Below are 26,805 nucleotides of genomic sequence, written 5' to 3'. Positions count from 1 at the left end.
CTTTTTATCAAAGGGATTGCAATATTGGATGCAAAACTCACCAAGCCCATTCTCCGATGATGCTCCAAAAATACTTCAAGTTCGCTGTTCGTGTGTTGGTAGCTCTTTGTCTCAACGCCGACGTTTCGCATGCTCAAGCCGTGCTGCTCAAGCCAGACCGGGTTTTTGACGGCGAAAAAATGCTGACAGCCGGAACGGTAGTGCTTGTGGAAAACGGCAAGGTGGCCTACGTAGGGCCAGAGAGTGGCACAAAACCGGGAAGAGGCGCAAAGACGGTAACACTGCCTGGCCAAACCCTACTTCCGGGGTTGATAGAAGGACACTCCCATGTTTTGCTGCATCCATACAACGAAGTGTCGTGGAACGACCAGGTGCTGAAAGAGTCAATAGCGGAGCGAGTGGCCAGAGGTACTGTGCACCTTCAAAAATCGTTGGAGGCGGGCATCACCACCATGCGGGATTTGGGCAGCGAAGGTGCTGGCTATGCCGATGTTGGCCTGCGAACGGCATTGGAAAAAGGCGTTATTCAGGGCCCCACTTTATTGGTAGCTGGCCCGGCGATTGTGGCCACTGGCAGCTATGGGCCAAAAGGCTTTCACGATGGAGTAAATGTACCACTAGGAGCAGAAACCGCCGATGGCCATGACGATTTGATAAAAGTGGTGCGTGACCAGATTGGCAAGGGCGCTGACCTGATCAAAGTGTACGCCGACTACAGGTGGGGGTTGAACAGCTCAGCCGCCCCTACTTTTACTTTGGGTGAGTTGAAGCTGATAGTAGAAGTGGCTGAAAGCAGCGGTAGACAGGTAGTAGCACATGCATCCACCAAAGAAGGCATGAGAAGAGCGATTTTGGCGGGTGTAAAAACGATAGAGCACGGCGATGATCTTGACGAAGAAATAGTAAAACTGATGAAGGAACATGGCGTGGCCCTTTGCCCAACTTTGGGGGCTGTTGAGGCCATTGCTTCCTATGGTGGCTGGAAGAAAGGAACGGATGCAGATACCGACAGAATCGAGAAGAAGAAGGCTTCAATGACTTTGGCACTTACTTCAGGCATCGACATCCTTTTTGGTGGTGATGTGGGTGTTTTCTCGCATGGCAATAATGTGTATGAGCTTGAGCTAATGAACGAATATGGCATGAGTGCTATTGCTTGTTTGCAGTCGGCCACGTCGCTCAATGCCAAGGTATTTGGTATAGACGACAAGGTTGGAAAAATTCAAAATGGCCTTGTGGCGGATCTTGTTGCCGTAGAAGGTGACCCAGCTAAAAACATCAGCGACTTAAGAAAAGTAAAGCTTGTGGTTCAGGGAGGGAAAGTGATGGTGGAAAAATAGGCGTTGCGCTCCAATATCTTTTAGAACAGATCACCCATAGCGGGTACTCCCTTATTCCCTAGACCGGTTCCCTTGAAGAGTTGTGAATTTTCATTGAGCGCATAGCGACAACTTTGCTTAACGATTCTATCGTCTGAAAATACGAATTCCCAGCCAAATAAGAGGCAAAAGCGCCAGCAGGGAAATCGATGCAAAGTAAAGGCTATCGAAGCTGCTCTGATAGTCAATAGCCATAAAAATTGCCCTGGCCACCTGATGTATGCCAAGGAACAGTGTAACACCAACGATGAGCAGGCCAGCTAAGTTGGAAAACGCACCGTTGGTGTGATGAACCATGAGTCTGTTATTGTTAAGCACTAGCAGGAGTCCCGTAGCTGCCACCGGAAGCAATACGCCATTGATGGCCTGTGCTAGCAGGATAATGGGTACGGGGCGTAAACCGAGCAACCCAAACACCAGGCCAACGATGAGTATGCTGCCCCACACGAGCCTGTAGTTTGTTCCTGTGGCTTCCCAATTCTTTTCTCCCTTCCCCCAAATGCTTTGTGCGGTAATGGCTGAAGCTAGCGGAGCGGTAATGGTGCTGGTGAACCCGGCGGCAAATAAGCCTATGGCAAACAGGTATTTGCCGGGAAGGCCCACTGCTTTTTCCAGCACCGTTGCCATTCCTTCGAAGGAAAAAGGAAGCGGCGACAAAGTGCCAGAGAGCAACACAGCCATGGAGACAATGCCACCCAGGCCAATCGCAACAATGAGGCCTAACCTCATTTCCCCTAGTTGCTGACCTTTGCCCAAGCCAGAGCCCAAAAACAGGTTGTAGGGCACAATAGTAGTGCCCACCAGGCCAATAACCAACAAAATATCGTCGGCGGGAATTTGTGGAATCAAAAGACCTCTGGCAATAGCCACAGGTGATTCGTCAATGAAAAAGGAAGTATAAAGAAAGGCCACTCCCATTACCGCTACCAAGACTCCCACCGACTTGGCTATCGAACCTGCAGAGCCTCCCCACAAAAGAACGGCAGCAATACCGGTTATGGCCAAAGTAAAAACCCATGGAGGCAGAGGAAACAACAGCCCCGCCCCTGAAATAGCCCCGACAATATTGCCCGCCTCGTAGGCAGCACAACCAAAAATCACGGCTCCGCCGAGTAGCCACTTCATCCATGGCTGATTGCCAAAAGTCAGTGTGATAGCTTCCCCTATGGTAAGCCCAGAGGCAATGGTAATGCGGGCGGCCCCTTCCTGTAGCACCATACAGGCCAAGGTGGAAAACAGCAAGGCCCAAAGAAGAGACACGCCGTGGGATGCCCCCGCCAGCGACGCCGTGGTAATTGTTCCCGGGCCGATGAAGGCTGCCGAAATAACAGACCAGAAGAGAATGTTAAGGAGCTTCTTTTTCAAAAGAGAGGTATAGATAGATCAGCCCCAATATATGGCATACAGGTCTATTTATAAATGCTATTGATGAGATGCGGGGGACTGGCGTGGATTTTTGCGGCAATTGACTAACCAAGGTGGCTTTACCTGCAGGGTGAAGGCTATAGCCGAACGAAGCGGAGGGGATTTCTGGATGGGTTATTCCTGATGTCGTATTTTGATCTTGTCAGGATCCTGCCTCATGCTAAAGACATCAGTCACATATACTACATCGTCTTTTTGCAGGTAAATGATCTTGTAATTGCCTTCAAGTATAAACCTGTGCCCCTGATTGAGCGGACGAAGCTCTTCAACTATTCGGCCTCTGTTTGCTAGATTCGATAAGGTTTCTGCCCTAAGAAGGATATTTTCTACTATTCTGTTGGCAATATTTTCCGGGTAACTGCAATAGATCTTTCGGAGGCTTTCCTCTGCTGGATCGGCAAACTCTACTTTCATCCTACCAATCTTTCACATTGTCCCTCACCTTATCAATACTTTTTGTTCTGCCATCTTTGATGGCTTTGTTTGAAGCTTCGGCCCTCGATATCAGGTCGGCTTGCGTGATAATATTTTCATCGTCATCGTAGCCAACGACTTGTTCCTGATAGGAACTTTGTAGTACATCTTTGACCTTGCGGATGATGGCCGCATCTTGTAACCTGGCCAGCTGTTCTATCAGAAGAAGCTTTTCTGCTTGTAAGTCCATTTGTATCGAATTTCTGTCTTTAAAGGTAACGATTTAATTCTTTGTTTGATTTCCCACAACGGACGATATTGATAAAATTCAACTTTCGGGCCTTTCCTAAAATTCAGTAAAACCCTGCAGGTGACGCAATTTTAGGGGGAGCTTACACCAGCACCAGAGCTGACTGCTGACGTTCCCTACCAGCTGCGTTTAGCCAAAAGCGCCCGTGCCAAGGCTAAGAAGTTTTGCCCTGAAGGCTCCCTGGTGATTTTACAAACACAAAAGGAACGAAGAGACCGCTACGCCCGCTACCTGGCTGAGGTGCTCCACGAGGGAAAAAACTCGGATCATTCTGTATTTCTGGGGGAATTAACTTTTGGCATGGGTATTTTGTGCTTGCATAAAAAGCAAAAGGTCCAAGCGAGACGCATTGAACCAGTTTTGCTTTTTTATTGCCACCTATTTGCTGAATCGAATAACGTTCGTTTTGAGTTTTACCCCCCAGATTTTCCGATTGATCCAAAAACTCTTTCTGATTACTTGCCCGAGATTAGCGTTACAAAGCCGTGGAAATAGGAAGCTAAAAGCTTCAGGAAAAATAGCTGCAAGTTAAGCGATAGCGTAACTTGCAGCATGGAGTTTCTTTTTCAAAAGAGACGTGTGAATAGATCATCCCAATATATGAGAGATAGATCTATTTATAAACCCTGTCGATGAGCTGCCTACTTTTTGAAAGCACTCAACTCCACGTAGCTGTTCAAATTACCTTTTTCATCGTACGATTCGCTTTTTACCATGCCTGCCCCTTCACTCAGATAGTCTACACTGGAAGAGTTCATCGTTCTTTTCATGCCCATGATCGACATGGTAGACTCTGAGTCGTAGGTCATTTTGAAGCAATCGTAAGTGCCGGCGGCTGTGGTTATTTTCTCTTTACCCACCACTTTCCGGTTCTTAATGGACACGGTGGTGTTGGTGGCCATGGCTTTCATGGCTGGATTATCTGAAATGACTTTAACCACAAATGTGAGATCTTTCAGCGACTGGCCGGCCTTCAGATCAGATGGAATCGTGAGCTGATCGCCCTCAAAAACAATCTGAACATCCTCCATGCCTTCCATCCCTTGCGGCATAAAATTTCTCATGTCCATTTTGAAAACACCGTCTTCGCAAATCATCTCGATTTCATTGTTGCTCAGCTCTTTCTTTTTATCGTACATGGTCACCCGGGCCTTGATGGTTTGGTTGTTGCCAGAGCCGGTCACGGACAGAATCTCTGTCTTGTCTTGAGAAACTTCTTTCCCTTTTTTATTGAAATAGGTTCTTTCTATCACCGCCCCCTCATTGTAGTTGAAATAGGGGTTGCATTGGCTAAATGCCTGTTGAGAAAAAATAAGAAGGCCAACTGCGAAAAATGATTTGAGTAGCTGCATGGGGAATAGTGTTTTGCATTATTTTCCATAAAAATAGTACAAAAGCGATAGACTGTCAATGCTACTCAAGCAGCTGTAACTGCCTAGGAACCCCACCCGCCGCCGCCCGGCGTTTCAATGACAATGGCATCACCTGCTTGCAAATCCATTTCGTCAACACCCTTGAGGTCAACGACTGAACCATTGCTTTTTTCAACAAACTGCTTTCCTGTTGCTCCAGGTTTGCCTCCTTTCATGCCATAAGGCACCTCTACCCTGTGCTGAGTGAGGAGGGTGAGCTCAACGGCCTCGGTAAAGCGAAGTTTTCTCACAATGCCGTCGCCGCCCTTCCATTTGCCGGGCCCGCCCGAACCTTTTCTGATAGAAAATTCTTCCACCTGCACCGGATACCTCCATTCCATGATCTCGGGGTCGGTAATGCGGGTATTGGTCATGTGATGGTGAATGGCGTCGGCGCCGTGAAAGCCTGGCCCGGCACCAGTACCGCCGCAGATGGTTTCGTAGTAGCCGAAGCTTTTGTTGCCAAACAGGAGGTTGTTCATCGTGCCCTGGCTACAGGCGGAGAGTTTCAACGCTTTGATCAGGGTGTCTACCAAGCGCTGGCTTACTTCTGTGTTTCCTCCAACCACCGCTGGGCACTGCGAAGAGTCGGCTGGAAAAGGCGGGTTGAGTAAGCCTTCGGGGAGAATAATTTCCACTTGCTTCATGATGCCCTCATTGAGTGGAATGTTTTCCGAGATAAGGAGGCGAAGTACATAAATCACCGCACTGCGTACAATGGCGGGCGTCGCATTCAGATTGCCCGGATGCACCCTTGACGAACCAGTAAAGTCAACGGTTAGCTTGTCATTTGTCCTCTGTAGTTTTACTTTCAATGGGCTTCCATCGTCCAGTTTTTCTGTAGCTTCAAACTCGTTGCCCGGAAGCTTTTGCAATTGCACCCAGAGCTTTTCGTTGGAATAGTCTTTGAGCCGCTGCATATAATGCAGCACTTTTTCGGCTCCTTCTTTCTGGCAGAGCGAAAGCAAGGCACTTTGGCCAGCCTTAATTGACGACAGTGCCGCATTCAAATCGGCCATATTCTCTGCCACGGCCCTGGTGGGGTGGCTGTGCGCTGTAAGCACCTTTTCTATATCTGACCATCGTGCTTCTCCCTTTTGGATCAATAGCATGGGGTTGATGACAACTCCCTCTTCGGCCAAATTCTTTGCATCGGGCGGCATTGAGCCTGGTCTTTTGCCTCCCAGCTCCGCATGATGGGCCCGATTGGCCACATAGCCCAATAGTTTCGTTCCCTCAAAAGCAGGTGCAATCAACGTAATGTCGGGCAGGTGTGAGCCACCGAAACCGGGGTGATTGGTGACTGCCACATCGCCTGCGCCAAGAGGCAGCACTTCCAGCACCTTGCGCACGCATAGTCCCAGCCCGCCCAAATGCACTGGGATGTGGGGTGCATTGACCACCAGATCCCCTTTTGGATCAAGAAGGGCGCAGGAAAAATCGAGGCGTTCTTTGATGTTCACAGAAAACGCCGTACGCATGAGCAGTGTACCCATTTCTTCGGCAATGCCCCGAAACCTATTGGTAAACAGCTCGAGTGCTACGGTTTCATGTACCTCGTTGAGGCCCGAAGAGGAGGAGGCTTCTGTCAAATCTAAAATGGCATTGAGCTCGTGCCCTACGTTGGCTTGCCAGCCCGGGGCGATCCATGTAGTGGAGGTTTTTGAAGCCAGGAGGGCGGGGCCTTCAATTTTTGCTCCCGGAGACAAGGATTCCCAGTCGTAGAGTTGGGCCGGTAGTTGTTTACCCTGGTGCGTTATTTCTTTGGTTCGTTGCGGTTGTGCAGCATGTACTTTGACGGGCAGGAGCCCAGCGTCTTTGCTTATTTTCAATGCAGAAACTTTCACCTTTATCGACTCCACCTCTATGGCCCGGTTTTCTACCCAATGACCAAACAGCTCTTCATACTTGCTCTTGAAGGCAGCATGCAGGCCACTATATTTTTCAGCTTCAACTTCTATCACAGCATCTTGCCCTGAAAAGCGCAGATAGGCGGCCACAAATGTGGTCTCTGTCTCTAGGATTCCCTCCTTTCTGAGCATCGAACTGGCATCGTCGGCTGCCGTGGCGACGATTATTTCGAAATCATTCTTCAAATCATCGAGCGGTTTCAATACTTGTTGAGTGGCCATTCGCTCCTCAACGGCCTTGCCAATGCCGTAGGCACTCAGCAGTCCGGCATCGAAAGGCACAATGATTTTTTTCATCCCCAGCAATTCAGCAATGGCACAGGCATGCTGTCCACCAGCCCCACCAAAGGCCAGAAGCGCATGCTCGGCTGGGTCGTATCCTTTTCTTGTGGAGATGTTTCTAATGGCCTCTGCCATCCGCTCGTTGGCAATTTGCAGGTAGCCTTCGAGCAGGCTGTTGCCTTCCAGTCGCTCCCCGGTTTGGTTGTTTATTTCGTTGAGCTGCTCTTCCAGCCTTTTCGCCGACTCCCCTTTTTGTACAGGAATGCCAAACTTTTCCTCATCCACCCTACCTAGCAGTAGATTGACGTCTGTTACGGTAAGGGGTCCGACGGCACCGTAGCAGGCCGGCCCAGGTTGGGCACCGGCACTTTCGGGGCCCACGGCTAGCTTATGGCCATCAAACGAGCAGATGGAACCGCCACCTGCTGCCACGGTTTCCACAGCCACCGAAGGAGAGGCGATTTTTGCCTGGCCCACTTCACATTCGAAGCAGTAGTCGGGTTTACCAGCATACCGGCTCACGTCGGTGCTGGTGCCGCCCATGTCGAGGGTCAGGATGTTTTTCTCACCACATACTTTTGCAATTTCGGCAGCACCCACCACTCCTCCAGCCGGGCCACTGAGCAAGCTGTCTTTTGCATGAAAATCGTTGGCGCTGATGAGGCCACCCGCACTGCTCATCACTTTCAGTGAACTGCCGCTGGAGAGCTTATTGGAAACACCCGTTAGGTAAGAGGAGAGAATGGGGTTCAGGTAAGCGTCGGCCACTGCTGTTTCGGCCCTGGGGAGCAACTTGATGGCAGGGAAAAGCTGCGACGAAACGGATACATACGTTAATCCGGCTTTTTCACACAAATCGAGCACTTCTAATTCATGAGCTGGGTTCTTGAACGAATTGAGCAAAGAGATGGCGACCGACAGAATGCCCTTTTCTTTTATTTTTTCAATAGCCTGTTCGACCTCACCAGAATTTAAAGTGATCAACACGTTTCCTTCGGCATCTATTCTTTCATTTATCTCAAAAACATTCGAGTAAAGCGGCTCAGGTTTTTCGATTTTCAAGGCAAAGATATCGGGCCGCTGTTGTGTGCCGATACGAATCAGGTCTTTGAGGCCTTTTGTTACCAGCCAGGCAGTGTTTGCTCCCTTTCTTTCCAGCAGAGCGTTTGTTCCCCGGGTAGTGCCCAGCCGCATGTCCATGGGAGGAAGTGCGTTGTCTAAAGCCGTTTCGGTAATTAACCTGGCTGCCAGCACGGGGGCTTCTTCGCCGCCATCCAGTTCGAAATCACAGGGAAATAAGAGCTTGTTAGGAATGGGACTTGTTAGGGTGAATTTGAAGTTGTTGGGATCAAAACTGGCAATGGAGTTATCGGGTAAGTCTTGGCCGAGAAACTTTATTTTATAATCGTTTAGAATACGTTTATTGACAGCGAACGAAGTATCTACTTGAAAAGCGTTTTCAGCCACCTGCTCAATGGCCTTTCCCCTCAGCTTGCTGCTGCTGAGCACTTTCACTCTTTTTATCTCGCCTTCGGGTGTTTCTGCCAGGCAGTCGGTAAAGGTGCCGCCGGTATCCACCCAAATCTTCCACTTCTTGTTCATGGCTGTTTTCTTGCGACGCAAACTAAGTAACGGAACCTATTTCTCAAATTCATCATTGATTGGAGGAGTTGTTTTAGTATTGTGACTTTGAAAGCAATAACAATAATATGTGCCTGATCACCTTTGCCTGGAAGCACCACCCCAACTATCAGCTGATTTTGGTGGCCAACAGGGACGAATTTTACGAGCGGCCCACTGCTCCTCTTGGGTATTGGAACGACAATCCCGCTATACTCGGAGGCCGTGACTTGAAAGAAGGAGGTACGTGGATGGGCATGCATCGATCGGGGCGACTGACAGCCATCACCAACCACCGTGACCTGGAAAATATCAAAGCCTCGGCTCCATCGAGAGGGAATCTCACGAAGGACTTTCTTGCTGGCAGCCAATCCTCGCCGTCGTTTTATGAGGGTGTGAAAGGGCATCTTGATCTTTTCAATGGATTCAACTTGCTGACTCTTGAAAATAATGAGCTATACTATTTCAATAATATTCAGAAGGAGCTAATACTGGTAAAGCCTGGTATATATGGGCTTTCCAACGCTTTTCTCGATACACCTTGGCCAAAAGTGCAAAAGGCAAAGCGCTACTTTGAAGCCACTTTGAAAAAGGATCATCCCAGCGCTACCGAAATGATCGAATGGATGGGCGATGGGGAGCTGGCGCCGGATGAGCAGTTACCCGCTACCGGGGTTTCAGCTGACTGGGAAAAACAGCTGTCGGCTATGTGCATTCAGACTGAAAGTTATGGTACCTGCTGCACTACAGTTATTACGGTTGATAACAATGGTCGTGTGGAATACACGGAAAAGACTTATCCCAAAGGCAATAGAAAGTCGGGCATCATTACCGTTCAGTTTCCTAACTAGTATTATTTTGAAAACGCCCTAAATGTTAGCAATTTTGCGGTTCCATTAACCCCCTAATAATTGTAAAATGGTCACACTTGAAGATACTTACGGAATAGTCGAAGCTATTGAAAAGCTTGGGATTGAAAATAAAAATGCCGGATCCTCAACCGGCAAAAGCTGGATTGCCTCCGGTGGAGAGGTGATAGAAAGCTTTTCTCCGGCCGATGGAGAATTGATTGCCTCTGTAGAGTCTGCGACTGCTGTCACCTATGAGCAGGTGATAAAAAAGGCTGAGGAGGCTTTCAAAAGTTGGAGACTTGTGCCAGCACCTCAGCGTGGAGAAGTTGTAAGGCAAATCGGTGACGAGCTGAGAGAAAATAAGGAGCATCTGGGTAAGCTTGTTTCCTATGAAATGGGCAAGTCGCTACAGGAAGGTTATGGCGAAGTGCAGGAAATGATCGACATCTGCGATTTTGCTGTGGGCCTTTCTCGTCAGTTGTATGGCTTGAGTATGCATTCCGAAAGACCTGGCCACCGCATGTATGAGCAGTGGCATCCAATGGGCATTGTGGGTATCATTTCTGCTTTTAACTTTCCTGTTGCCGTTTGGAGCTGGAACACTATGTTGGCCTGGGTATGTGGCGATGTTTGTGTTTGGAAACCCTCAGAGAAAACACCAATAACAGCCGTTGCCTGTCAGAAGATAGCTGCGAAAGTGTTCGAAAGAAATAATTTACCAGAGGGTATCAGCGGCCTCGTTATTGGCGACTATAAAATTGGTGAGCTTCTCTCCAACGACACAAGAGTGCCATTGGTTTCTGCCACCGGCTCTACCCGCATGGGCAAGAAAGTCAGTGAAGCTGTAGGCAAAAGGCTGGGCAGGTCTCTGCTGGAGCTGGGCGGTAATAATGCCATCATTGTTTCGCAGCATGCTAATTTGGACGTGGCAATTATCGCAGCCGTGTTTGGTGCTGTGGGCACCGCAGGGCAAAGATGCACCACTACCAGAAGGCTTATTGTGCACGACAGCATTTTTGATGAAATGAAGGCTCGGTTGACTAAAGCGTACTCTCAACTGAAAATAGGGAATCCGCTGAGTGAGAAAAACCATGTCGGCCCGCTTATAGATAAACTGGCGGTTGAAAATTACCTCAACGCCATTAAGGAAGTAGAAAAAGAAGGAGGCAAAACCATCGTTGAAGGTGGCGTGCTTTTAGGCGCTGGCTACGAGTCGGGTTGCTATGTTAAGCCAGCCATTTTTGAAGTAAAGAACACTTTCAAAATTGTTCAGCACGAAACCTTTGCTCCAATCTTGTATTTGATTAAATACTCAGGTGGTGTAGCTGATGCCATCACTCTTCAAAACGGTGTGCCTCAGGGCCTTTCTTCAGCCATTCTCACAGATAATCTGCTGGAGGCAGAACAGTTTTTGTCGCAGGCAGGGAGTGATTGCGGTATCGCAAATGTCAACATTGGCACCTCTGGTGCTGAAATTGGGGGAGCGTTTGGAGGGGAAAAAGAAACAGGTGGAGGAAGGGAGTCGGGTTCCGATGCATGGAAAGCCTATATGCGCCGCCAGACCAACACAATCAACTACAGCGCAAAATTACCTTTGGCTCAGGGGATAAAATTTGATCTTTAGCAGTGTATTTTAGCAAAAAATTAGTAACATTTGGTGTCTTAGCCCTTTTACCCGAGGCTGTGACACCAACTAATAACTTAATATGGCAGTGACTGTAGCACCAAGGTTCAAAGCAGTGATGCTTATTGACGACAATGAGATCGATAATTTGATCAATCAAAAGATGATTGAAGCATCGACATTATCTGAAAATATTTATGTGCACACCGGTGCCAAGAGCGCCATTGAGTTTTTAAGAAATATAGAAAAGCTTGGTGCGGCAGGACATTCCATTCTTCCTCAAATCATTTTTCTCGACATCGATATGCCGCTGATGGATGGGTTCCAATTTTTGGATGAGTTTGAAAAATTCAGAGTGGAGACGAAGGATATTTGCAATATCGTTATGCTTACTTCTTCAATTAACCCTCAGGACGTCAACAAATCGAAGAAGTACAACTACGTTAAAAAATACATCAACAAGCCCCTAACCCAGGACACGCTCGAGAAGATAAAGTTTTAAACCACCGACACAGAACTGAGGTCGTTTATGAATTTTTCATCCATTCGAATGAGCGTGGTTGGCGCATAAACTGAAATATTGGATGAATTGAATTTCCTTGCCAACACCGAAATTTTATCTGCCTTCTGTTTTTTTGCTTCGCTGGTAGCTACCTTCAGAATCTTGTTGAAGACTACGACGTGGTCAATGTTTTCTTTGCCCATAAGCCTCACCTGTCTTTGAACGCTATTCATTAGTTGACTGAATAAATCATAGTCGCCCATCATACAGTACTGCAGGGCTAGCACCGATTTGATTTCAAGCTGGGCAAGCGGGTATTTTTTAAGGCTTACCTCGTTAAGGAAATTGTTGATCCACTTAGCAGCCTCGTCATAGTTGCCAGCATAGTAGCAACTCAGGGCCCTGTAAGTGACATAGGTAATATAAGCAGGTACATTGAGAGGATTTGGTTCGTATTCTGAAAACTGAAGCTGGTTCTCCTCTTCTAACGTTTCCTCTACTTTCAAACGGATACTTCTTCTCAGCTTTGTGATGAGCAATTGGGAAGAAAAAGTGAAAGTGGGATAGTTCATCAAAAGAGTAGCTACTGCATCGTTCACTTCATCAAAGAACTCTTCTGATTTTTTATAAAGCTGGTAATGTGTATAGTACTCCAATTTTAGGTAGTCGAACAAAAGAGATAAATGGTGGTAGATAGAATCGAGCGTATACACTGAAAAGTAGCTCTCCACTTTTTTGAGAATGTCCTCAATCGCCTCCTCATCCTGATTAAGTTCACTTTCTTTGTCGTCCACAAAAAGTCTGTGAAAGATATTTACCGCCGACTTGTACACATATAGCCTGTGCGAATCATGAAGTGCACTCACATTGGTAAGCTCCCTGAGCAAGTAACTCAACCCGAGCTTTGAAGTTTCATCTCCTGTGAGGTAATAGTCGCCATAATTTTTAAAATAGTCTGCCAAAATATCTTCAGCCTTGTCGGTGGCAAGCATAAAGGCTACATGTTTGTTATAGAGCTGGGAGTAGCTAAACTGCTCTGGCGAGTGCATGTGTAAGCGCTTGAGGTATTTGTAAACTACTGTTAGCTCTGACGACAAATCGTAGTCTATCAGCTCTTTCTCCAATTTTTTTAGCGTGGCAAGGGCAATGGCTCGTTTCTTGGTGAACACGACGTCGTTCACGTTGGCTACCTTTTTAAGAATATCAGTACGGGGGTTTTCCATTTGCTCCACCAGATACTCTTCAATTTTCTGGTTTAGCCGTGAGCGCAGCGTATAGTACGCATTGGGGTTGACTCCCAGCTCCTCCATGATCTTGTTGTCGCCAAGGCTTCGCTCTCTTATGCCCTTGAGCAACGACGCTGATTTTTCAGCAGCGCTTTCGTTCAAGCTGTTATAAATGGCCTGATAGTCTTTATCGGAGAGTTGTTTAATAATGTTCTTGAGCTTTGCCATCTCTTATGTGTTTCTGGAAATTAAAATACCCATTTTTCAATTGTTTAGCTATAAGCTTCAATTTTATTAGCGGTAGAGCCGTTAAAAACTATTAAATGAAGCGAATTCTCGTTCTAAAAAACGGAACAGAAGTAATAGCTGGGATAATTGTGAATACAATTAGACAGGAAGATGGACAAAAAAAGGAAGACTTGCGCCTTCCTTTTGAGTTAAATATTGAAGTGGAGCATATCGGAGTCGAACCGATGACCTCTTGCATGCCATGCAAGCGCTCTAGCCAGCTGAGCTAATGCCCCATTAAAACACCAAAGAAGCAACGTTGAACCGCAACGAGCAGGCTCACATTGAAGTCTTGAATTGGGGACTGCAAAAATAGGAAAGAAATTGTATTCTCAAAAAGGTCGGCGGGCTTGCACTATCCTTTTCCAATAATAGTCGGATTTTAGGTTCGTTTCCATCACGCCAAGTTTTGTTGAGGCGTGAATAAAGCGGATGTCGGTTTTGCCTCTAACGTCGGTTACCATACCAACGTGAGTGATTTTTCTTTTCCTTTTGCCCATGGCAAAGAAAATGAGATCCCCTTCTTCAAGGTCATTCAGGGAAACTTTTCTGCCCATTTTACTTTGCGCATTGGATGTTCTGGGCACCTGGATGCTTGCCGACTCGAACGAACGGAGAATTAGTCCTGAGCAGTCGATACCACTCCGGGTGGTGCCACCGTATTTGTAGGGAGTGCCTGTGTATGATCTGGCAGATTGAATAATAACGTCGACCTTTTTTGCCCTGGATTTTTTGGAGCCGGCACAGCCGGAGAGAATAAGAATGGAAAAAATGAAAAGAACAAAAGAGGGTCTTAACTTGGACATATTTATCTGACGAATTTTCAGAACCGTTGAATTACTTTAAAATTACACAAACATTTGAAAAGAGGCTCAAATAATGTGCGGGATAACAGGAATTAAGGCATTTAATGAGATCGGAAGGATCAATATGATTCACCTGGCCGCCGCAACTGAATCGCTCGCCAAAAGAGGGCCCGACAATCAGGGGCTCTTTTACGACCATTTTGTCGGGATGGGGCACCGTCGTTTGAGTATTATCGATGTTTCTGAAAACGCCCACCAGCCGATGTCGGATGCCTCAGGCAGATATCAAATCATATTTAATGGTGAGATTTTTAACTACAAGCAGCTAAAAAAAGGTCTGCAAGAAAAAGGGGCGTCATTCCAAACAGAAAGCGACACCGAAGTGCTTCTTCAGTTGTATATATTATTAGGCAAAAAAGCACTGAATCATCTCAACGGATTCTTTGCTTTCGCCATATTTGACGCAGCTGACGGCTCGCTATTTATCGCCAGAGACCGCCTGGGTATCAAGCCGCTTTATTACTACTACGACGAGGACAAGCTGATTTTTGCCTCAGAAATGAAGGCCATTATGCGCTATGGTATTCAGAAAGAGCTATCATTCGAATCGTTGCTTACGTATCTTCAGCTTAATTACATCCCTGCTCCGTTGACGATTCTCAAAGGAGTTCATAAGTTATTACCGGGGCATTTCATCGAGTGTAAAAAGAATGAGGTGACGGTTGAGCAGTGGTACAAGGTTCCATTCGAGGCAAGTAGAACTGTTGGGCGTCAAGGCTATTCCGACAAGCAAAAGGAATTGAGAGAGCTTCTGACCAGTGTCGTAAAACAGAGGCTGGTGGCGGACGTTCCTCTTGGCACATTTCTTAGCGGAGGCACCGACTCTTCCATCATAGCGGGCATTGCGTCGAAGCTGCACCCTGGCATTCATTCCTTCTCCATTGGATACAAGGACGACCCTTTTTTTGATGAAACTGAGTACGCTGAGTTGGTGGCCAGGCATTTCAACACTCAGCACCATGTTTTCAAGCTGTCAAACGATGACCTGCTTAATCATTTGGATGGCATGATCAGTTATATCGACGAGCCATTTGCAGACTCGTCGGCATTGCCGGTGTACATACTTAGTGAAGAGACCAGAAAGCACGTAACAGTGGCGCTTTCCGGTGATGGGGCAGACGAGCTTTTTGGTGGCTACAACAAGCACCTGGCCTGGCAAAAAAGCGTTGACTCGAGTTTTTCGAATGTCATGGCAAAGCGCCTACTCCCACTGTGGAAAAGTCTCCCTGCGTCAAGGTCGTCGGCTTTAGGAAACAAGGTAAGGCAGCTGAGTAAATACGGGGAAGGGCTTAAGCTATCTGCCGAAGACAGGTATTGGCGGTGGGCCAGTTATATGGCGGAAAACCGGGCGCTAGAGTACTTAAGCCCTTCTGCAAAGGAGGGTCTTGGCATGGACATGTACCGTGACCACAAGGCCGGATGGTTGCTGCCACTTAAGCGCTCAGATTCGCTAAACAGCTTTCTTTTGGCAGATACCCAGCTGGTGTTGCCCGATGACATGCTGACGAAGGTTGACCGGATGTCGATGGCGAATGCGCTGGAGGTAAGAGTGCCATTTTTGGATCATAGAGTGGTGGAGTTTGCTTTTGGGCTGCCCGAAAGTTTTAAGATTCACAATAGCACTAGGAAAAGAATTTTGCAGGATGCATTTAAAGAATTTCTTCCTCAGAAGCTTTACAATCGTCCCAAAAAAGGCTTTGAAGTGCCCCTGCTAAAATGGATGCAAAACGAGATGAAAAGCACGCTGGACAGCATTGTTTTTAATGAAGAAAAGTTAAACGAGCAGGGAATTTTCTGCCCTCAGCAGCTAGCTTTGCTTAGGCAACATCTGCACAGCAACAACCCGGGCGATGCGCATGCTACCACGTGGGCCTTATATGTTTTTCAGAAATGGTGGGAGAACTACTTCAAGTAAGAGTCAATCAAGCATCAGTGCCTGACTGCCAGAAAGCGGGGTCTTTGCCCACTTTGCGAATGGCTTCCAAAAAGAACTTTGCGTCCTCAACATTCCACGATTGCGGTGAGTCGCCCCAAAGAGACCTGAAGCCGTCAATGGTGATATAATTCCTCCAGGCATTTTTCTTCCAGAAGTCTAGCAAGTTGGCGATGGAAGAAATATAGTCTTTGGTGAACATGCCAGTAGGGGCATTGCAGATAAAGCTTTCGAGGAAATAGGATGGAGTTCTGTTCTCGTCCATATGGCCCATCTGCACCAGCCGGTCTCTGATGTTTTTGAAAACCCTCACCGTGGCAAGAAACTGACCTTGAGAGCCGCTTTCCTTCACTGCCTCGTAAGCATTGTGCTGCTTTGGAAAATTAATGATGAGCTCTTTCCCTTTTTTCGTGTAAAACGCCACACCCAGTTTTTCTACTTCATCTCTTCCGTGCTTGATAAACAGCTTGTATTTGAAGCATACCAGCACATTGACGGGGAGGCGATTAGGAGAGCCAATGATATGAATGACATTGTCGCCATCCTGCACCGACCCTTCGCCAAAAGCATTTTGCATGCTTTCCAGTATGTTTTCTCTGAAGCTTTTATAGGTGAGGTCTTTTCCTGCAAAAGGGTCTTCGTTGCTTTTGCTGGAGCCTGTTATTGAGGTCAGCTCAATCGCTACGTCAACCGGGGTATTGTATTGAGTATTGGTGCCATTGAGGTGAGAGCCATGGAGGTAGTAGGCTACTCTGACAGATTTTGGGAATCTTTTATAGCCAGCCAGGGCGTTCTTAACTACTGCAATTGTTTCATCAAGTTTTTCTGCCTTTATGCGGCTGGACCATTTTTCTAAAAGATCCTTTTGAGACGCCATAATCTTTACTGCGATTAGTATTTCAACAATATGTTACCCTTCAATGAAGGCACTATAAAAAATATGCTTGACATTAACAGGCTAACAAGATTACACAATTTTTAGCTTTTTTCGGCAACTGCTCCTTGTTTTCAATTGACCTGCCAAATGAAAAAAGGGAGCGACTAACTCCCTTTTTCTATTCATCAGGCTTCCGCCAGTGTTTCTGAAAACTCTGAAATTGGAATGCAGCTACAGAAAAGGTTTCTGTCTCCATAAGCATTGTCAATCCTGCTTACACTTGGCCAGAACTTACTGCTTTTCACGTATTCAAGAGGAAATACTGCCTTTTCCCTACTGTACGGTAGCTGCCATACTTCGGCCAGTGCTACTTTCTGAGTGTGTGGGGCATTTTTCAGCACGTTGATCTCACGATCCGCCAGGCCTTTTTCCACTTCCCTTACTTCTTCCCTTATGCTGAGCATTGCACTACAGAACCTGTCCAATTCAATAATTGACTCACTCTCTGTTGGCTCAATCATCATAGTGCCGGGCACGGGGAACGACATGGTAGGCGCATGGAAACCATAGTCCATCAGCCTTTTTGCCAGGTCTTCCACTTCCACTCCAAACTGCTTAAACTCTCTGCAGTCCACAATCATCTCATGAGCGCACCGGCCATTCTTTCCGGTATAAAGAATTTTATAATCCCCTTTCAGTCGTTCCTTGATGTAGTTGGCGTTAAGAATTGCCATTTTCGTTGCATTGGTCAATCCCTCACTTCCCATCATAGCGATGTAAGCGTACGATATCGTGAGGATGCTGGCGCTACCGTAGGGCGCAGATGAGATGGAGGTAATCGCTTTGTCTCCGCCTGCCTTCACCACCGGGTTGCCTGGAAGGAAGGGAGCCAGGTGAGCCCCAACACCAATCGGGCCCATGCCGGGTCCGCCGCCGCCGTGAGGAATGCAGAATGTTTTGTGGAGGTTGAGATGGCAAACGTCAGCGCCAATGCGTGCCGGGCTGGTCAAACCAACCTGGGCATTCATGTTAGCGCCGTCCATGTACACCTGTCCACCATTTTGATGGATAATGTCACAGACATCTATGATTTCCTCTTCAAACACACCGTGAGTGGACGGATAAGTAACCATCAGCGCCGACAGATTGTCTTTGTGTTTTTCGGCTTTGGTTTGAAGGTCGTTGAGGTCGATATTTCCTTTTTCGTCGCAAGCTACGATCACCACTTGCATACCTGCCATTACTGCACTGGCTGGGTTGGTGCCATGCGCTGACGAGGGAATAAGCGCCACGTTGCGGTGGTTGTCACCCCTGTTCTGATGATAAGCCCTTATTACCATTAAACCGGCATACTCGCCCTGTGCGCCGGAATTTGGCTGCAAAGAAACTGCCGCAAAGCCAGTGATCTCTTTTAGCCAGTCCGAAAGCTCGTTTACCAGCTGCTGATAGCCTTTTACCTGATTTGCCGGAGCAAAAGGGTGAATGTTCCCAAACTCGGCCCACGTTACCGGAATCATTTCCGATGTGGCATTGAGCTTCATTGTGCACGAGCCAAGGGAAATCATAGAATGCACCAGAGAAAGATCCTTGTTTTCAAGCCATTTCATGTAGCGAAGCAGCTCGTGCTCCGTGTGGTGCACATTGAAAATCTGATGAGTCAGATAGTCGCTTTTGCGTTCCAAAGCCGAAGAGAAGCTCACGTCCACATTGCCCGACTGGCCCTCCAGATCAAATCCTGAAGTTGGTTTGCCTGCTATTTCGCTAAAGATGGAAAATACTACTTTCAGGTCTTCCAACTGCGTGGTCTCATCCAGAGAGATACCAACATGATCGGAAGAGAAGTACCTAAGATTTACACCTTTAGATTCCGCAACGGATTTAATGGCTTCTTTTTTACCTGCTACCTCTACTTTAAGTGTATCAAAAAACTCGGCATTCAGCTGCTTGAAACCAAGGTGAGCCAGACCAGCATTCAGTAGTCTCGCCAAACCATTAACTCTTGCGGCAATTTCTCTCAAGCCATGGGGGCCGTGATACACGGCATACATGCCAGCCATAACGGCCAGAAGCACCTGTGCCGTGCAAATATTGGAAGTAGCTTTTTCTCTTCTAATGTGTTGCTCTCTGGTTTGCAGCGCCATGCGGTAGGCTTTGTTGCCTTCCTTATCAACTGACACTCCGATGATTCTTCCGGGTATCTGTCTTTTGTATTCGTCTTTTGTAGCAAAGAAGGCTGCATGCGGCCCGCCGTAACCCATTGGTACGCCAAAGCGCTGGCTGTTACCGACTACCACGTCAGCACCCATTTCTCCCGGAGAAGTCAACAGGGTGAGGCTCAAAAGGTCAGCAGCTACAGCAATCATGAGGTCGCTCTCCTTAGCTGAGGCTATAAAAGGCTTCAGGTCTTTTACCTCGCCGTTGGCATCCGGATACTGAAGCAAAGCACCGTAGAACGAAGTGTCGGTGACGTCGAAAGAAGAAAAAGGAGCAATAACCAGCTCGATGTTTAAAGGCTCAGCCCTTGTGACAAGTAGGTCAATGGTTTGTGGAAAGGTGTTTTCATCCACAAAGAATTTGTGAGCGTCTTTTCTCGATTTTTTCCTTAGCTCATGCAGCATAGTCATGGCTTCGGCGGCGGCTGTGCCTTCGTCGAGTAAGGAGGCGTTGGCGATTTCCATGCCTGTCAAATCAGATACCACGGTTTGGAAGTTGATAAGTGCTTCCAAACGTCCCTGAGCGATCTCTGCCTGGTAGGGGGTGTAGGCTGTGTACCAGCCCGGGTTTTCCAAAATGTTTCTCTGAATAACGGCAGGCACCACGCAGTTGTAGTAACCCATCCCGATATAGCTCTTGAACACCTTGTTACCTGCTGCAAGTTGCTTGAACTCGTTCAGGAACTGATATTCATTTCTTGGCGTCGGAAGTTGCAGCGGCCGCTCCAGCCGTATCTTTTTTGGAACAGTTTGGTCAATTAATTCATCAATAGACGATACTCCAACAGTTTGAAGCATTGTGGCTAGCTCTTGGTCATCTTTACCGTGATGGCGACTCTCAAAACTAACCCTTTGGTTAACGTTGATCTTCATTAAGTTACCCCCTGAAAATGTGTAGTGATATGAACCTTATTTCTGACTGCAAAGGTATAATTTAATGTGAAGATATTTTGTTCCGGTTTTCAAATAAAATGTGGAATTGGTGTGGGAGGTTTACACGAAAAGAATAAAATTGCCCCGGTTAACCCAAAGCAATCATGATTCAGAAACTTTCATTACTTGTGCTCGCCGTGGTTATTAGCTGTGCAGCGTTTGCTCAGGATAAAAAGGCGATAAAAACCTCGAAGACCATCACAAAGGAAGACCTTTATGCCCGTCTCGAAGTGTTAACTTCCGACAGCCTGGAAGGTAGGGAAACTGCCACAGAAGGTCAGCGAAAAGCCGCTGCTTTTATTGCAGGCCAGTTCAAGCAGTACGGACTACAGCCAATTGTGCCTGAAGCTGGTTCAAAATCTTACTTTCAGCGTTTCCCTCTGCAAAAATCTCAATGGACCGATGTTTACGTGAGGGCAGGTGGCACCAAACTGGAGAACGGAACCGATATGTTATATTTTGGGGCTGCCAGTACTGCTGAAGAAGTAACCGCTGAAGTCGTTTTTATCGGAGATTTGGCACAGGCGGCTGGCGTCATCCAGAGTGGGGCTTTTAAGAATAAAATTGTTGCTGTGCGAGCAGAGGACGCCAGGTCATGGCGAGCCATAAGCATGCAGTTTGCAGACGCAGGCATTAAAGGCTTTGTTGTTTTTGGTGGCGAGTCGGATACTCAGTTCAAGGCGGCCGTTGATCGGTACAAAAATTACATTACTGCCCCACGACTAGGCCTCAGTAGCGAAGGTCGTAGCAGTAGTGAAGGCCCTTTTGTTTTTATTGTTTCGCCCGATGCCGCAAAGGGGTTCTTTGGCCTATCTATTGAAGACCTGATGGAGGGTACCTCAGGCGCAGAGCAACCGATGGCTAGTATCAGCTTTAAGGCAGAAAGAACCACCGAGGAGGTGATAACTGAGAATGTGCTTGGGTTTCTGGAAGGGACTGACAAGAAAGACGAGGTGCTGGTGGTAACGGCCCACTACGACCACCTTGGAAAAAGAGATGGTGTTATCTACCATGGCGCTGACGATGACGGATCGGGCACGAGTGCAGTGTTGGAAATAGCCCAGGCATTTAGCGAGGCAAAAAAGAAAGGAAATGGCCCCCGGAGAAGCATTTTATTTATGACGGTCACGGGAGAGGAGAAAGGCCTTCTAGGGTCGGAATACTATACTGATCATCCGGCGCTGCCGCTCAGCCAAACCGTTGTCAATTTGAACATCGACATGATAGGCAGGGTAGATGATGCTCATTTAGACAATGAGAATTATATCTATGTGATCGGTTCGGACAAGTTGTCGCAAGACCTGCATCTGCTTTCTGAAAAGGCCAATAAAGATTACACCAACCTTGCGCTGGACTATACCTATAATGATGAGAACGATCCGAACAGGTTCTATTATCGCTCCGACCACTACAACTTCGCCAAGAACAACGTGCCGATCATTTTCTATTTTAATGGTGTGCACGCTGATTACCACCGTCCCACAGACACGATCGAGAAAATAGCGTTCGACAAGATGACCGCTGTCACAAAGCTGGTTTTCTTTACAGCCTGGGAAGTGGCGAACAGGGAGGAGCGGATTAAGCTGGACTAGCCAAATCACAAGAAACCGGTGCGAAATGAATGCAAAAGGCCCTTGAACTTCAGTTCAAGGGCCTTTTTAGTGTGGTCTAGAAACAACTTGAGGGATCGGCAAAGCCACATCCCCCAAGATCTTTTCAACCAGCTATGGAAAGAAAGACTTATCCATCTTTCTGTATCAAATGTATGCTTTTCACCTCAAACAAAATTTTCGATTAGATGAACCCCCCAAATTCTTCGATGAATTCTGTAGATTCACAGATCAACGTTTTTTCCTTTTGTTCTTTTTGGGTGTTGGCTTCTTAAATTGACCTTTCGGATGCTTCTTGTCATGAAAGGCACCTTTGAAATCCGGGTCATCTTTTCTCTTCTGATGATCCACTTCCCTGGCCATGTCCTGCTGCTCTTCGAAAGGGGTCTCCTCAATGATCAAATCTTTCGGCAAACGGTGGACGGGAATCTGTTTTCGGATAAGATCCTCTATTTTGCGAAGGTGATATTCTTCAGCAGGGTTAACAAAAGTCCAGGCTGAGCCTGCCTTGTAAATTCGCCCTGTTCGTCCTATCCTGTGCACATAATCTTCATACAGCACAGGCACATCAAAATTGATAACATGGCTCACCATGCTCACGTCGAGGCCTCGTGAGCTCACATCCGTAGCTACCAGGATTTTGCTGTCGCCAGCTTTAAAGGCCTCAAAAGCGTTGATTCTGGCATTCTGGTCTTTGTTGCCATGAATCACCTTTACAGATGGATTGATTTTTCGGTGTATAAATTTATAAAGGTTGTTGGCAGTGTCTTTTGTTTTGGTGAATATAATGACCTTGTCAACTGCCTCCGTTTGATGCAGGAACCAGTTGAGCATGTGAATCTTCGTCTTGAAGTTAGGTATGAGATACACCCGCTGTTCAATTGTTTCGAGCGTACTCGACTGAGGGGCTACTTCAACTGTCTGAGGAAACTCCAGAAACTCCTCTGAGAGCTTCACTACTTTTTCGGGCATGGTGGCAGAAAACAACATGTTTTGCCTCTTGACGGGAATCACCTCCAGTATCTTCCTTATCTGCGGCATAAAGCCCATGTCCATCATTCGGTCTGCTTCATCCAGCACGAGCGTCTTAATTTGGCGTGGATGGATAGCCTCTGCGTGATAAAGCTCGGTGAACCGACCGGGGGTGGCTACTATCAAGTCCACTCCTTTTTTTAATTCTTCGATCTGAAGCTTTGGCCCTTTTCCCCCATAGAGGCCCACTACCCGAAGGTCGGTGTAGGTAGCCAGCTTTCGGGCGTTCTCCTCGATTTGCATCACGAGCTCCCGGGTGGGCGCCAGAATGAGTGCCCTCGGGTCGTTGCCTTGCGCATACTTGATTTTCAAAAGAATGGGAATCAGGTAGGCCGCTGTTTTGCCCGTGCCCGTCTGCGCTATTCCGAAGAGGTCGTGGCCTGCGTTCGCCACAGGAATGGCCTTGGCCTGAATAGGAGTCGGCGATTTATAACCCAGATCGGCGATAGCGTTCAGGAGTTGCTTATTCAGCTTGAACGATTCGAAGCCGGCCGACTCCTCCATAAAATTTTTGTTATCTATCATGCCAGAGCCCCCTGTTTGGGTATATAAATGTAAATTTGCATATCAAATAGTCCATCCTATGAAGACGAAGCTGATTGTAAATGCAAATATAGTGAACGAAGGCAAGGTACGTGCCGCAGATGTGTTGGTGAAGGGGCAGTATATCGAAAAGATAGGTTCGCACTTGACTGATGACGCCGACGAGGTGATAGATGCCGACGGCAAATACCTGTTGCCAGGGGTAATCGATGACCAGGTGCATTTTCGTGAGCCGGGCCTCACACACAAAGCCACCATTTACACAGAGGCGAGGGCTGCCGTGGCCGGAGGCGTAACGTCTTTTATGGAAATGCCCAACACAGTGCCCAACGCATTAACTCAGCAGCTGCTGGAGGATAAATATGAAATTGCCCGGCAAACATCTCTGGCCAACTACTCTTTTTTCATGGGAGCCAGCAACGACAACCTGGAGGAAGTACTAAAAACGAATCACCGGAATGTGTGTGGCATCAAGGTGTTTATGGGTTCTTCCACTGGTAATATGTTGGTAGACAATACGCAGGTGCTGGAAGGGCTTTTTAGCAAGGTAGACATGCTCATAGCAACTCACTGCGAAGACGAAGCCACTATCAGAGCTAACACCGAAATATTCAGGAATAAGTATGGTGAAGATGTGCCTATCGAATGCCACCCTCTCATTCGGAGTGAAGAAGCTTGCTATCTCTCGTCATCCATGGCAGTGGGCTTGGCAAAGAAGCACGGCACCAAGCTTCACATTCTGCATATTTCAACCGGAAAGGAAACAGCGCTGTTCGACAGTTCAATTCCTCTGGCAAAAAAAAGGATAACGGCTGAGGCATGTGTTCACCACCTTTGGTTTTCGGATGAGGACTATGCGAGCAAAGGGACACTTATTAAGTGGAACCCGGCCGTTAAAAAAGGAAGCGACAGGGAACAGATATGGAAAGCCCTGCTGGAAGACAGAATAGACGTGGTGGCTACTGATCATGCGCCCCACACCTGGGAAGAGAAACAAAATAGCTATTTCAAGGCGCCTTCCGGGGGGCCGTTGATTCAACATTCGCTCGTGGCGATGCTTGAAAAACAGCGGGAGGGCAAAATAAGTATGGAACGGCTGGTGGAAAAAATGTGCCACAACCCAGCTATTTTATTTCAAATTGAAAAGAGGGGCTTTATCAGAGAGGGCTATTTTGCTGATTTGGTGATTGCCGATACAAGCTCAACCTGGATGGTGGAGAAATCAAATATCCTGGCGAAATGTGGGTGGTCGCCTTTTGAAGGGCAAATTTTTCATTCAAAAATTGACACTGTCCTTGTTTCGGGGCACAGAGCCTATCACAAAGGCCAATTGGATGAAACTAAAAAAGGTGAAAGATTATTATTTACAAGGGACTAAGTGCTTTGCAAAATTGATGAATGCCATTAACTTTGCAGTCCCAAAATTACATGGTGGTTGTAGCTCAGCTGGTTAGAGCGCCTGATTGTGGTTCAGGAGGTCGCCGGTTCGAACCCGGTCTTCCACCCTTGTGAAATGAAGAAGCCCTCGCAGAGGGCTTTTTTTATGCCCCATATTTTCCCAACGAGTTAAGTATGGATCAATCTGTATTTCTGAGGGTTGGATATTTCGTGTAGGGTTAAGTAAAAAAGCAAAACTGGTTCAATGCGTCCCGCTTGGACCTTTTGCTTTTTTATGACCACTCGTGGCATTGCGGTTAAAGGTTAATCCCCCAGATTTTCCGCCTGATCCTTAAGTATCATTTTTCCTTTCCAGTTTCAATGATTTACTTGACATGACCTTAACCCGTTGTGCGATGAAAACATTGATCTTTTCTTTTCTCCTCAGTTTTTTATCAATCTCTTTAGTTGCTCAGCCGCCAGCATGGAACATTCAACGGGAAGTGGTAAAAATTCCCATGAGGGACGGCGTCAACCTGGAGGCTATTTTGTATAAGCCAGCAGGAGAAGGTAGATTTCCCGCTATTGTGTATAGGACACCCTATGGCAAGGACGAATACGACGGTTACGCCATGTTTCCCCTTGCTGCGGCAAAAGAAGGGTTTGCTGTTTTTCTGGTGGACGTCAGGGGTCGTTTCGGGAGCGAGGGAGAATTCAAAGCGTATCATCAGGAGCGGCCCGACGGCTACGATTTAATAGAATGGGTGGGTAAGCAGCCCTATGTAAACGGAAGAGTGGGAACCTATGGGGGCTCCTACCCGGGCATTGTTCAGTGGCTGGCCCTGTCCGAAGCGCCGGAGGCACTCAAAGCGGCAGCACCCGACATGACGCCGATCAATAGTCACTATTTTTATTACTTTGGTGGTGCTTTTTCTCTTGTTTGGCTCGACTGGTTTATGCCTTTCATTGTCCCTGACCTTCGTAAAAGAGCCAATGACGCCTCTGGCCCCTGGCTTGATAGCGAGGCTTATGACGACTGGGTAAAAGAAAGAGAAAGCTGGTACAAGAACAGGCCGTTGTCCGGCATGCCGCTGCTGAAAAAATATGCGCCTTATTACTACGACTGGTTGTCTCACCCCGACAAGTCAGACTGGTGGGACTTTGCCTCGGTAGAAAAAGACTTTGAGAGAATGCAGGCACCTGCCTTGCTACTCAGTGGCTGGTACGATGCTGCCTATGGGCCCCTCGGCGCTATTCAGGCTTTTCAGGAAATGAAAACAAAGGCCGCCACCCCCTTGGCGAGAGAAAACACCACACTGATTCTTGGCCCATGGAACCACACGTCGGTAACCGTGAGGAAGACAAATTTTGGGGAAATCAGTTTTGGACCGTCGGCTGGCTTTGACTTCGACAGGGTTTTGATCGACTGGTTCACCATTCACTTAAAAGAAGAGGAGGCTCCCATGCCTGACCCTTTAAGTGTTTTTGTGATGGGCGCTAATGAATGGAAAACGTTTAGCGACTGGCCCGTACCCAATATCGAAAGCACCACGTTTTATTTGGTCGCCGGTGCCAACAACAAAAGTGGTGAACTTGTATTGCAGCCGTCAAAAAGGGCGAAAGCCATGTCTTACACCTTTGATCCAAATAATCCCGTGTATGATAAAAGTTTCGAAAAAAGCTATCCCTTCGACCAAAGAGCAATCGAAGCCCGGGAGGATGTGTTGGTGTTTACCTCCGAAGTTTTGCAGGAGGACATCGAAGTAATCGGCCTGGTGGAGGCTGCGTTGGCGGTTAGCTCATCGGCTAAAGACACTGATTTTCATATAGTGCTTTGCGATGTCTATCCCGACGGCAAGTCAATTAACCTGAGCGGACTGGATGCGGGCTATTTAAGGATGCGCTACCGGGAAGGGTTTGAGAAGCAGGTGTTGATGGAGCCGGAGAAGGTTTACCCAATATCTATCGACAACATGGCGACGGCTAATTTGTTCAAGGCGGGACACCGCATCAGGCTGTACATTACCAGTAGCAGCTTTCCGCATTACGACCCGAACCCGAACACAGGAACTAATATTGCCACAGAAGCAAATCTGATTCCGGCTGTCAATAAAGTCTATGTGGGTGGTAAGAATGCTTCGAAATTGATCCTGCCAATAGTGAAAAAGTAGCGGCTGC

18 protein-coding genes and 2 tRNA genes are annotated in these 26,805 nt (G+C 47.4%); 9 read left to right on the top strand and 11 right to left on the bottom strand.

Going from position 1 to position 26,805, the window contains the following annotated elements; translation table 11 throughout:
* Positions 1–56: 56 nt before the first annotated feature.
* The gene (locus RIF36_RS27900; RefSeq protein WP_350072509.1) at positions 57–1,340 is read left to right on the top strand and encodes a metal-dependent hydrolase family protein; all 1,284 of its coding nucleotides are present in this window, start codon (positions 57–59) and stop codon (positions 1,338–1,340) included.
* 126 nt (positions 1,341–1,466) lie between these two features.
* Here RIF36_RS27900 and RIF36_RS27895 read toward each other — a convergent pair whose 3' ends face one another.
* The 5 genes from RIF36_RS27895 to RIF36_RS27875 all read right to left on the bottom strand — a co-directional run bounded on the left by RIF36_RS27895 (position 1,467) and on the right by RIF36_RS27875 (position 8,734).
* Positions 1,467–2,744: an NRAMP family divalent metal transporter gene (locus RIF36_RS27895; protein ID WP_350072511.1), complete on the bottom strand. Its 1,278-nt coding sequence runs from the start codon at positions 2,742–2,744 to the stop codon at positions 1,467–1,469.
* Between the two features lie 174 nt (positions 2,745–2,918).
* Positions 2,919–3,218, bottom strand: a complete 300-nt coding sequence (locus RIF36_RS27890) for a type II toxin-antitoxin system RelE/ParE family toxin (RefSeq protein ID WP_350072513.1) — start codon at positions 3,216–3,218, stop codon at positions 2,919–2,921.
* 1 nt (position 3,219) lies between these two features.
* The gene (locus RIF36_RS27885; protein ID WP_350072515.1) at positions 3,220–3,468 is read right to left on the bottom strand and encodes a hypothetical protein; all 249 of its coding nucleotides are present in this window, start codon (positions 3,466–3,468) and stop codon (positions 3,220–3,222) included.
* Positions 3,469–4,169: 701 nt separating this feature from the next.
* Positions 4,170–4,880, bottom strand: a complete 711-nt coding sequence (locus RIF36_RS27880; RefSeq protein WP_350072517.1) for a TapB family protein — start codon at positions 4,878–4,880, stop codon at positions 4,170–4,172.
* Positions 4,881–4,963: 83 nt separating this feature from the next.
* Positions 4,964–8,734 carry a hydantoinase B/oxoprolinase family protein gene (locus tag RIF36_RS27875; RefSeq protein ID WP_350121944.1) on the bottom strand — a complete coding sequence of 1,257 codons (3,771 nt, stop codon included), beginning with the start codon at positions 8,732–8,734 and terminating at the stop codon, positions 4,964–4,966.
* 107 nt (positions 8,735–8,841) lie between these two features.
* Here RIF36_RS27875 and RIF36_RS27870 point away from each other — a divergent pair, with 107 nt between their 5' ends.
* The 3 genes from RIF36_RS27870 to RIF36_RS27860 all read left to right on the top strand — a co-directional run bounded on the left by RIF36_RS27870 (position 8,842) and on the right by RIF36_RS27860 (position 11,729).
* Entirely contained in the window at positions 8,842–9,603 is a 762-nt protein-coding gene (locus RIF36_RS27870) for an NRDE family protein (protein ID WP_350072521.1), read from the top strand.
* A gap of 67 nt (positions 9,604–9,670) precedes the next feature.
* Positions 9,671–11,227: an L-piperidine-6-carboxylate dehydrogenase gene (gene amaB, locus RIF36_RS27865; RefSeq protein ID WP_350121946.1), complete on the top strand. Its 1,557-nt coding sequence runs from the start codon at positions 9,671–9,673 to the stop codon at positions 11,225–11,227.
* A gap of 82 nt (positions 11,228–11,309) precedes the next feature.
* Complete coding sequence (locus tag RIF36_RS27860) at positions 11,310–11,729, top strand: response regulator (RefSeq protein ID WP_226940619.1); 420 nt, start codon at positions 11,310–11,312, stop codon at positions 11,727–11,729.
* Here the strand turns inward: RIF36_RS27860 and RIF36_RS27855 are convergent.
* The 3 genes from RIF36_RS27855 to RIF36_RS27845 all read right to left on the bottom strand — a co-directional run bounded on the left by RIF36_RS27855 (position 11,726) and on the right by RIF36_RS27845 (position 14,049).
* On the bottom strand, positions 11,726–13,183 hold the full coding sequence (locus RIF36_RS27855) for a hypothetical protein (protein WP_350121948.1): 1,458 nt from the start codon (positions 13,181–13,183) through the stop codon (positions 11,726–11,728). The genes RIF36_RS27860 and RIF36_RS27855 overlap by 4 nt on opposite strands.
* 222 nt (positions 13,184–13,405) lie before the next feature.
* Positions 13,406–13,479: transfer RNA gene (locus RIF36_RS27850), tRNA-Ala, on the bottom strand.
* Between the two features lie 96 nt (positions 13,480–13,575).
* Entirely contained in the window at positions 13,576–14,049 is a 474-nt protein-coding gene (locus RIF36_RS27845) for a C40 family peptidase (protein WP_152001400.1), read from the bottom strand.
* Between the two features lie 73 nt (positions 14,050–14,122).
* Between RIF36_RS27845 and asnB the strand changes: the two genes are divergently transcribed.
* Positions 14,123–16,024, top strand: coding sequence for an asparagine synthase (glutamine-hydrolyzing) (gene asnB / locus RIF36_RS27840; protein WP_350121950.1), 1,902 nt, complete (start codon positions 14,123–14,125; stop codon positions 16,022–16,024).
* A 7-nt stretch (positions 16,025–16,031) separates the two neighbouring features.
* On the opposite strand, the gene RIF36_RS27835 is transcribed toward asnB, so the two are convergent.
* Positions 16,032–16,919 (bottom strand): nucleotidyltransferase-like protein, encoded by an 888-nt coding sequence (locus RIF36_RS27835; protein WP_350121952.1) that lies wholly within the window; start codon positions 16,917–16,919, stop codon positions 16,032–16,034.
* Between the two features lie 185 nt (positions 16,920–17,104).
* Complete coding sequence (gcvP, locus tag RIF36_RS27830) at positions 17,105–20,005, bottom strand: aminomethyl-transferring glycine dehydrogenase (protein ID WP_350121954.1); 2,901 nt, start codon at positions 20,003–20,005, stop codon at positions 17,105–17,107.
* A 164-nt stretch (positions 20,006–20,169) separates the two neighbouring features.
* Here gcvP and RIF36_RS27825 point away from each other — a divergent pair, with 164 nt between their 5' ends.
* The gene (locus RIF36_RS27825) at positions 20,170–21,657 is read left to right on the top strand and encodes a M28 family peptidase (RefSeq protein ID WP_350121956.1); all 1,488 of its coding nucleotides are present in this window, start codon (positions 20,170–20,172) and stop codon (positions 21,655–21,657) included.
* A gap of 249 nt (positions 21,658–21,906) precedes the next feature.
* Here the strand turns inward: RIF36_RS27825 and RIF36_RS27820 are convergent, their stop codons facing one another.
* Complete coding sequence (locus tag RIF36_RS27820) at positions 21,907–23,232, bottom strand: DEAD/DEAH box helicase (RefSeq protein ID WP_350121958.1); 1,326 nt, start codon at positions 23,230–23,232, stop codon at positions 21,907–21,909.
* Positions 23,233–23,290: 58 nt separating this feature from the next.
* Between RIF36_RS27820 and RIF36_RS27815 the strand changes: the two genes are divergently transcribed.
* The 3 genes from RIF36_RS27815 to RIF36_RS27805 all read left to right on the top strand — a co-directional run bounded on the left by RIF36_RS27815 (position 23,291) and on the right by RIF36_RS27805 (position 26,798).
* Positions 23,291–24,628 carry a dihydroorotase gene (locus RIF36_RS27815; RefSeq protein WP_350121960.1) on the top strand — a complete coding sequence of 446 codons (1,338 nt, stop codon included), beginning with the start codon at positions 23,291–23,293 and terminating at the stop codon, positions 24,626–24,628.
* 52 nt (positions 24,629–24,680) lie between these two features.
* Positions 24,681–24,756: transfer RNA gene (locus tag RIF36_RS27810), tRNA-His, on the top strand.
* Between the two features lie 287 nt (positions 24,757–25,043).
* Positions 25,044–26,798 carry a CocE/NonD family hydrolase gene (locus RIF36_RS27805; protein WP_350121962.1) on the top strand — a complete coding sequence of 585 codons (1,755 nt, stop codon included), beginning with the start codon at positions 25,044–25,046 and terminating at the stop codon, positions 26,796–26,798.
* Positions 26,799–26,805 lie beyond the last annotated feature (7 nt).

Source organism: Imperialibacter sp. (genome assembly GCF_040222815.1).
GTDB lineage: Bacteria > Bacteroidota > Bacteroidia > Cytophagales > Cyclobacteriaceae > Imperialibacter.
This window is presented reverse-complemented; position numbering and strand designations above follow the sequence as displayed.

What these genes read in the sequence shown, in the direction of transcription:
- RIF36_RS27835 (WP_350121952.1), bottom strand. Translation starts at nt 16,919, where the DNA reads ATGGCGTCTCAAAAGGATCTTTTAGAAAAATGGTCCAGCCGCATAAAG.
- gcvP (WP_350121954.1), bottom strand. Translation starts at nt 20,005, where the DNA reads ATGAAGATCAACGTTAACCAAAGGGTTAGTTTTGAGAGTCGCCATCAC.
- RIF36_RS27890 (WP_350072513.1), bottom strand. Translation starts at nt 3,218, where the DNA reads ATGAAAGTAGAGTTTGCCGATCCAGCAGAGGAAAGCCTCCGAAAGATC.
- RIF36_RS27805 (WP_350121962.1), top strand. Translation starts at nt 25,044, where the DNA reads ATGAAAACATTGATCTTTTCTTTTCTCCTCAGTTTTTTATCAATCTCT.
- RIF36_RS27845 (WP_152001400.1), bottom strand. Translation starts at nt 14,049, where the DNA reads ATGTCCAAGTTAAGACCCTCTTTTGTTCTTTTCATTTTTTCCATTCTT.
- RIF36_RS27820 (WP_350121958.1), bottom strand. Translation starts at nt 23,232, where the DNA reads ATGATAGATAACAAAAATTTTATGGAGGAGTCGGCCGGCTTCGAATCG.
- RIF36_RS27900 (WP_350072509.1), top strand. Translation starts at nt 57, where the DNA reads ATGATGCTCCAAAAATACTTCAAGTTCGCTGTTCGTGTGTTGGTAGCT.
- RIF36_RS27860 (WP_226940619.1), top strand. Translation starts at nt 11,310, where the DNA reads ATGGCAGTGACTGTAGCACCAAGGTTCAAAGCAGTGATGCTTATTGAC.
- RIF36_RS27875 (WP_350121944.1), bottom strand. Translation starts at nt 8,734, where the DNA reads ATGAACAAGAAGTGGAAGATTTGGGTGGATACCGGCGGCACCTTTACC.
- RIF36_RS27815 (WP_350121960.1), top strand. Translation starts at nt 23,291, where the DNA reads ATGAAGACGAAGCTGATTGTAAATGCAAATATAGTGAACGAAGGCAAG.
- RIF36_RS27855 (WP_350121948.1), bottom strand. Translation starts at nt 13,183, where the DNA reads ATGGCAAAGCTCAAGAACATTATTAAACAACTCTCCGATAAAGACTAT.
- RIF36_RS27880 (WP_350072517.1), bottom strand. Translation starts at nt 4,880, where the DNA reads ATGCAGCTACTCAAATCATTTTTCGCAGTTGGCCTTCTTATTTTTTCT.
- asnB (WP_350121950.1), top strand. Translation starts at nt 14,123, where the DNA reads ATGTGCGGGATAACAGGAATTAAGGCATTTAATGAGATCGGAAGGATC.
- RIF36_RS27870 (WP_350072521.1), top strand. Translation starts at nt 8,842, where the DNA reads ATGTGCCTGATCACCTTTGCCTGGAAGCACCACCCCAACTATCAGCTG.
- RIF36_RS27885 (WP_350072515.1), bottom strand. Translation starts at nt 3,468, where the DNA reads ATGGACTTACAAGCAGAAAAGCTTCTTCTGATAGAACAGCTGGCCAGG.
- amaB (WP_350121946.1), top strand. Translation starts at nt 9,671, where the DNA reads ATGGTCACACTTGAAGATACTTACGGAATAGTCGAAGCTATTGAAAAG.
- RIF36_RS27825 (WP_350121956.1), top strand. Translation starts at nt 20,170, where the DNA reads ATGATTCAGAAACTTTCATTACTTGTGCTCGCCGTGGTTATTAGCTGT.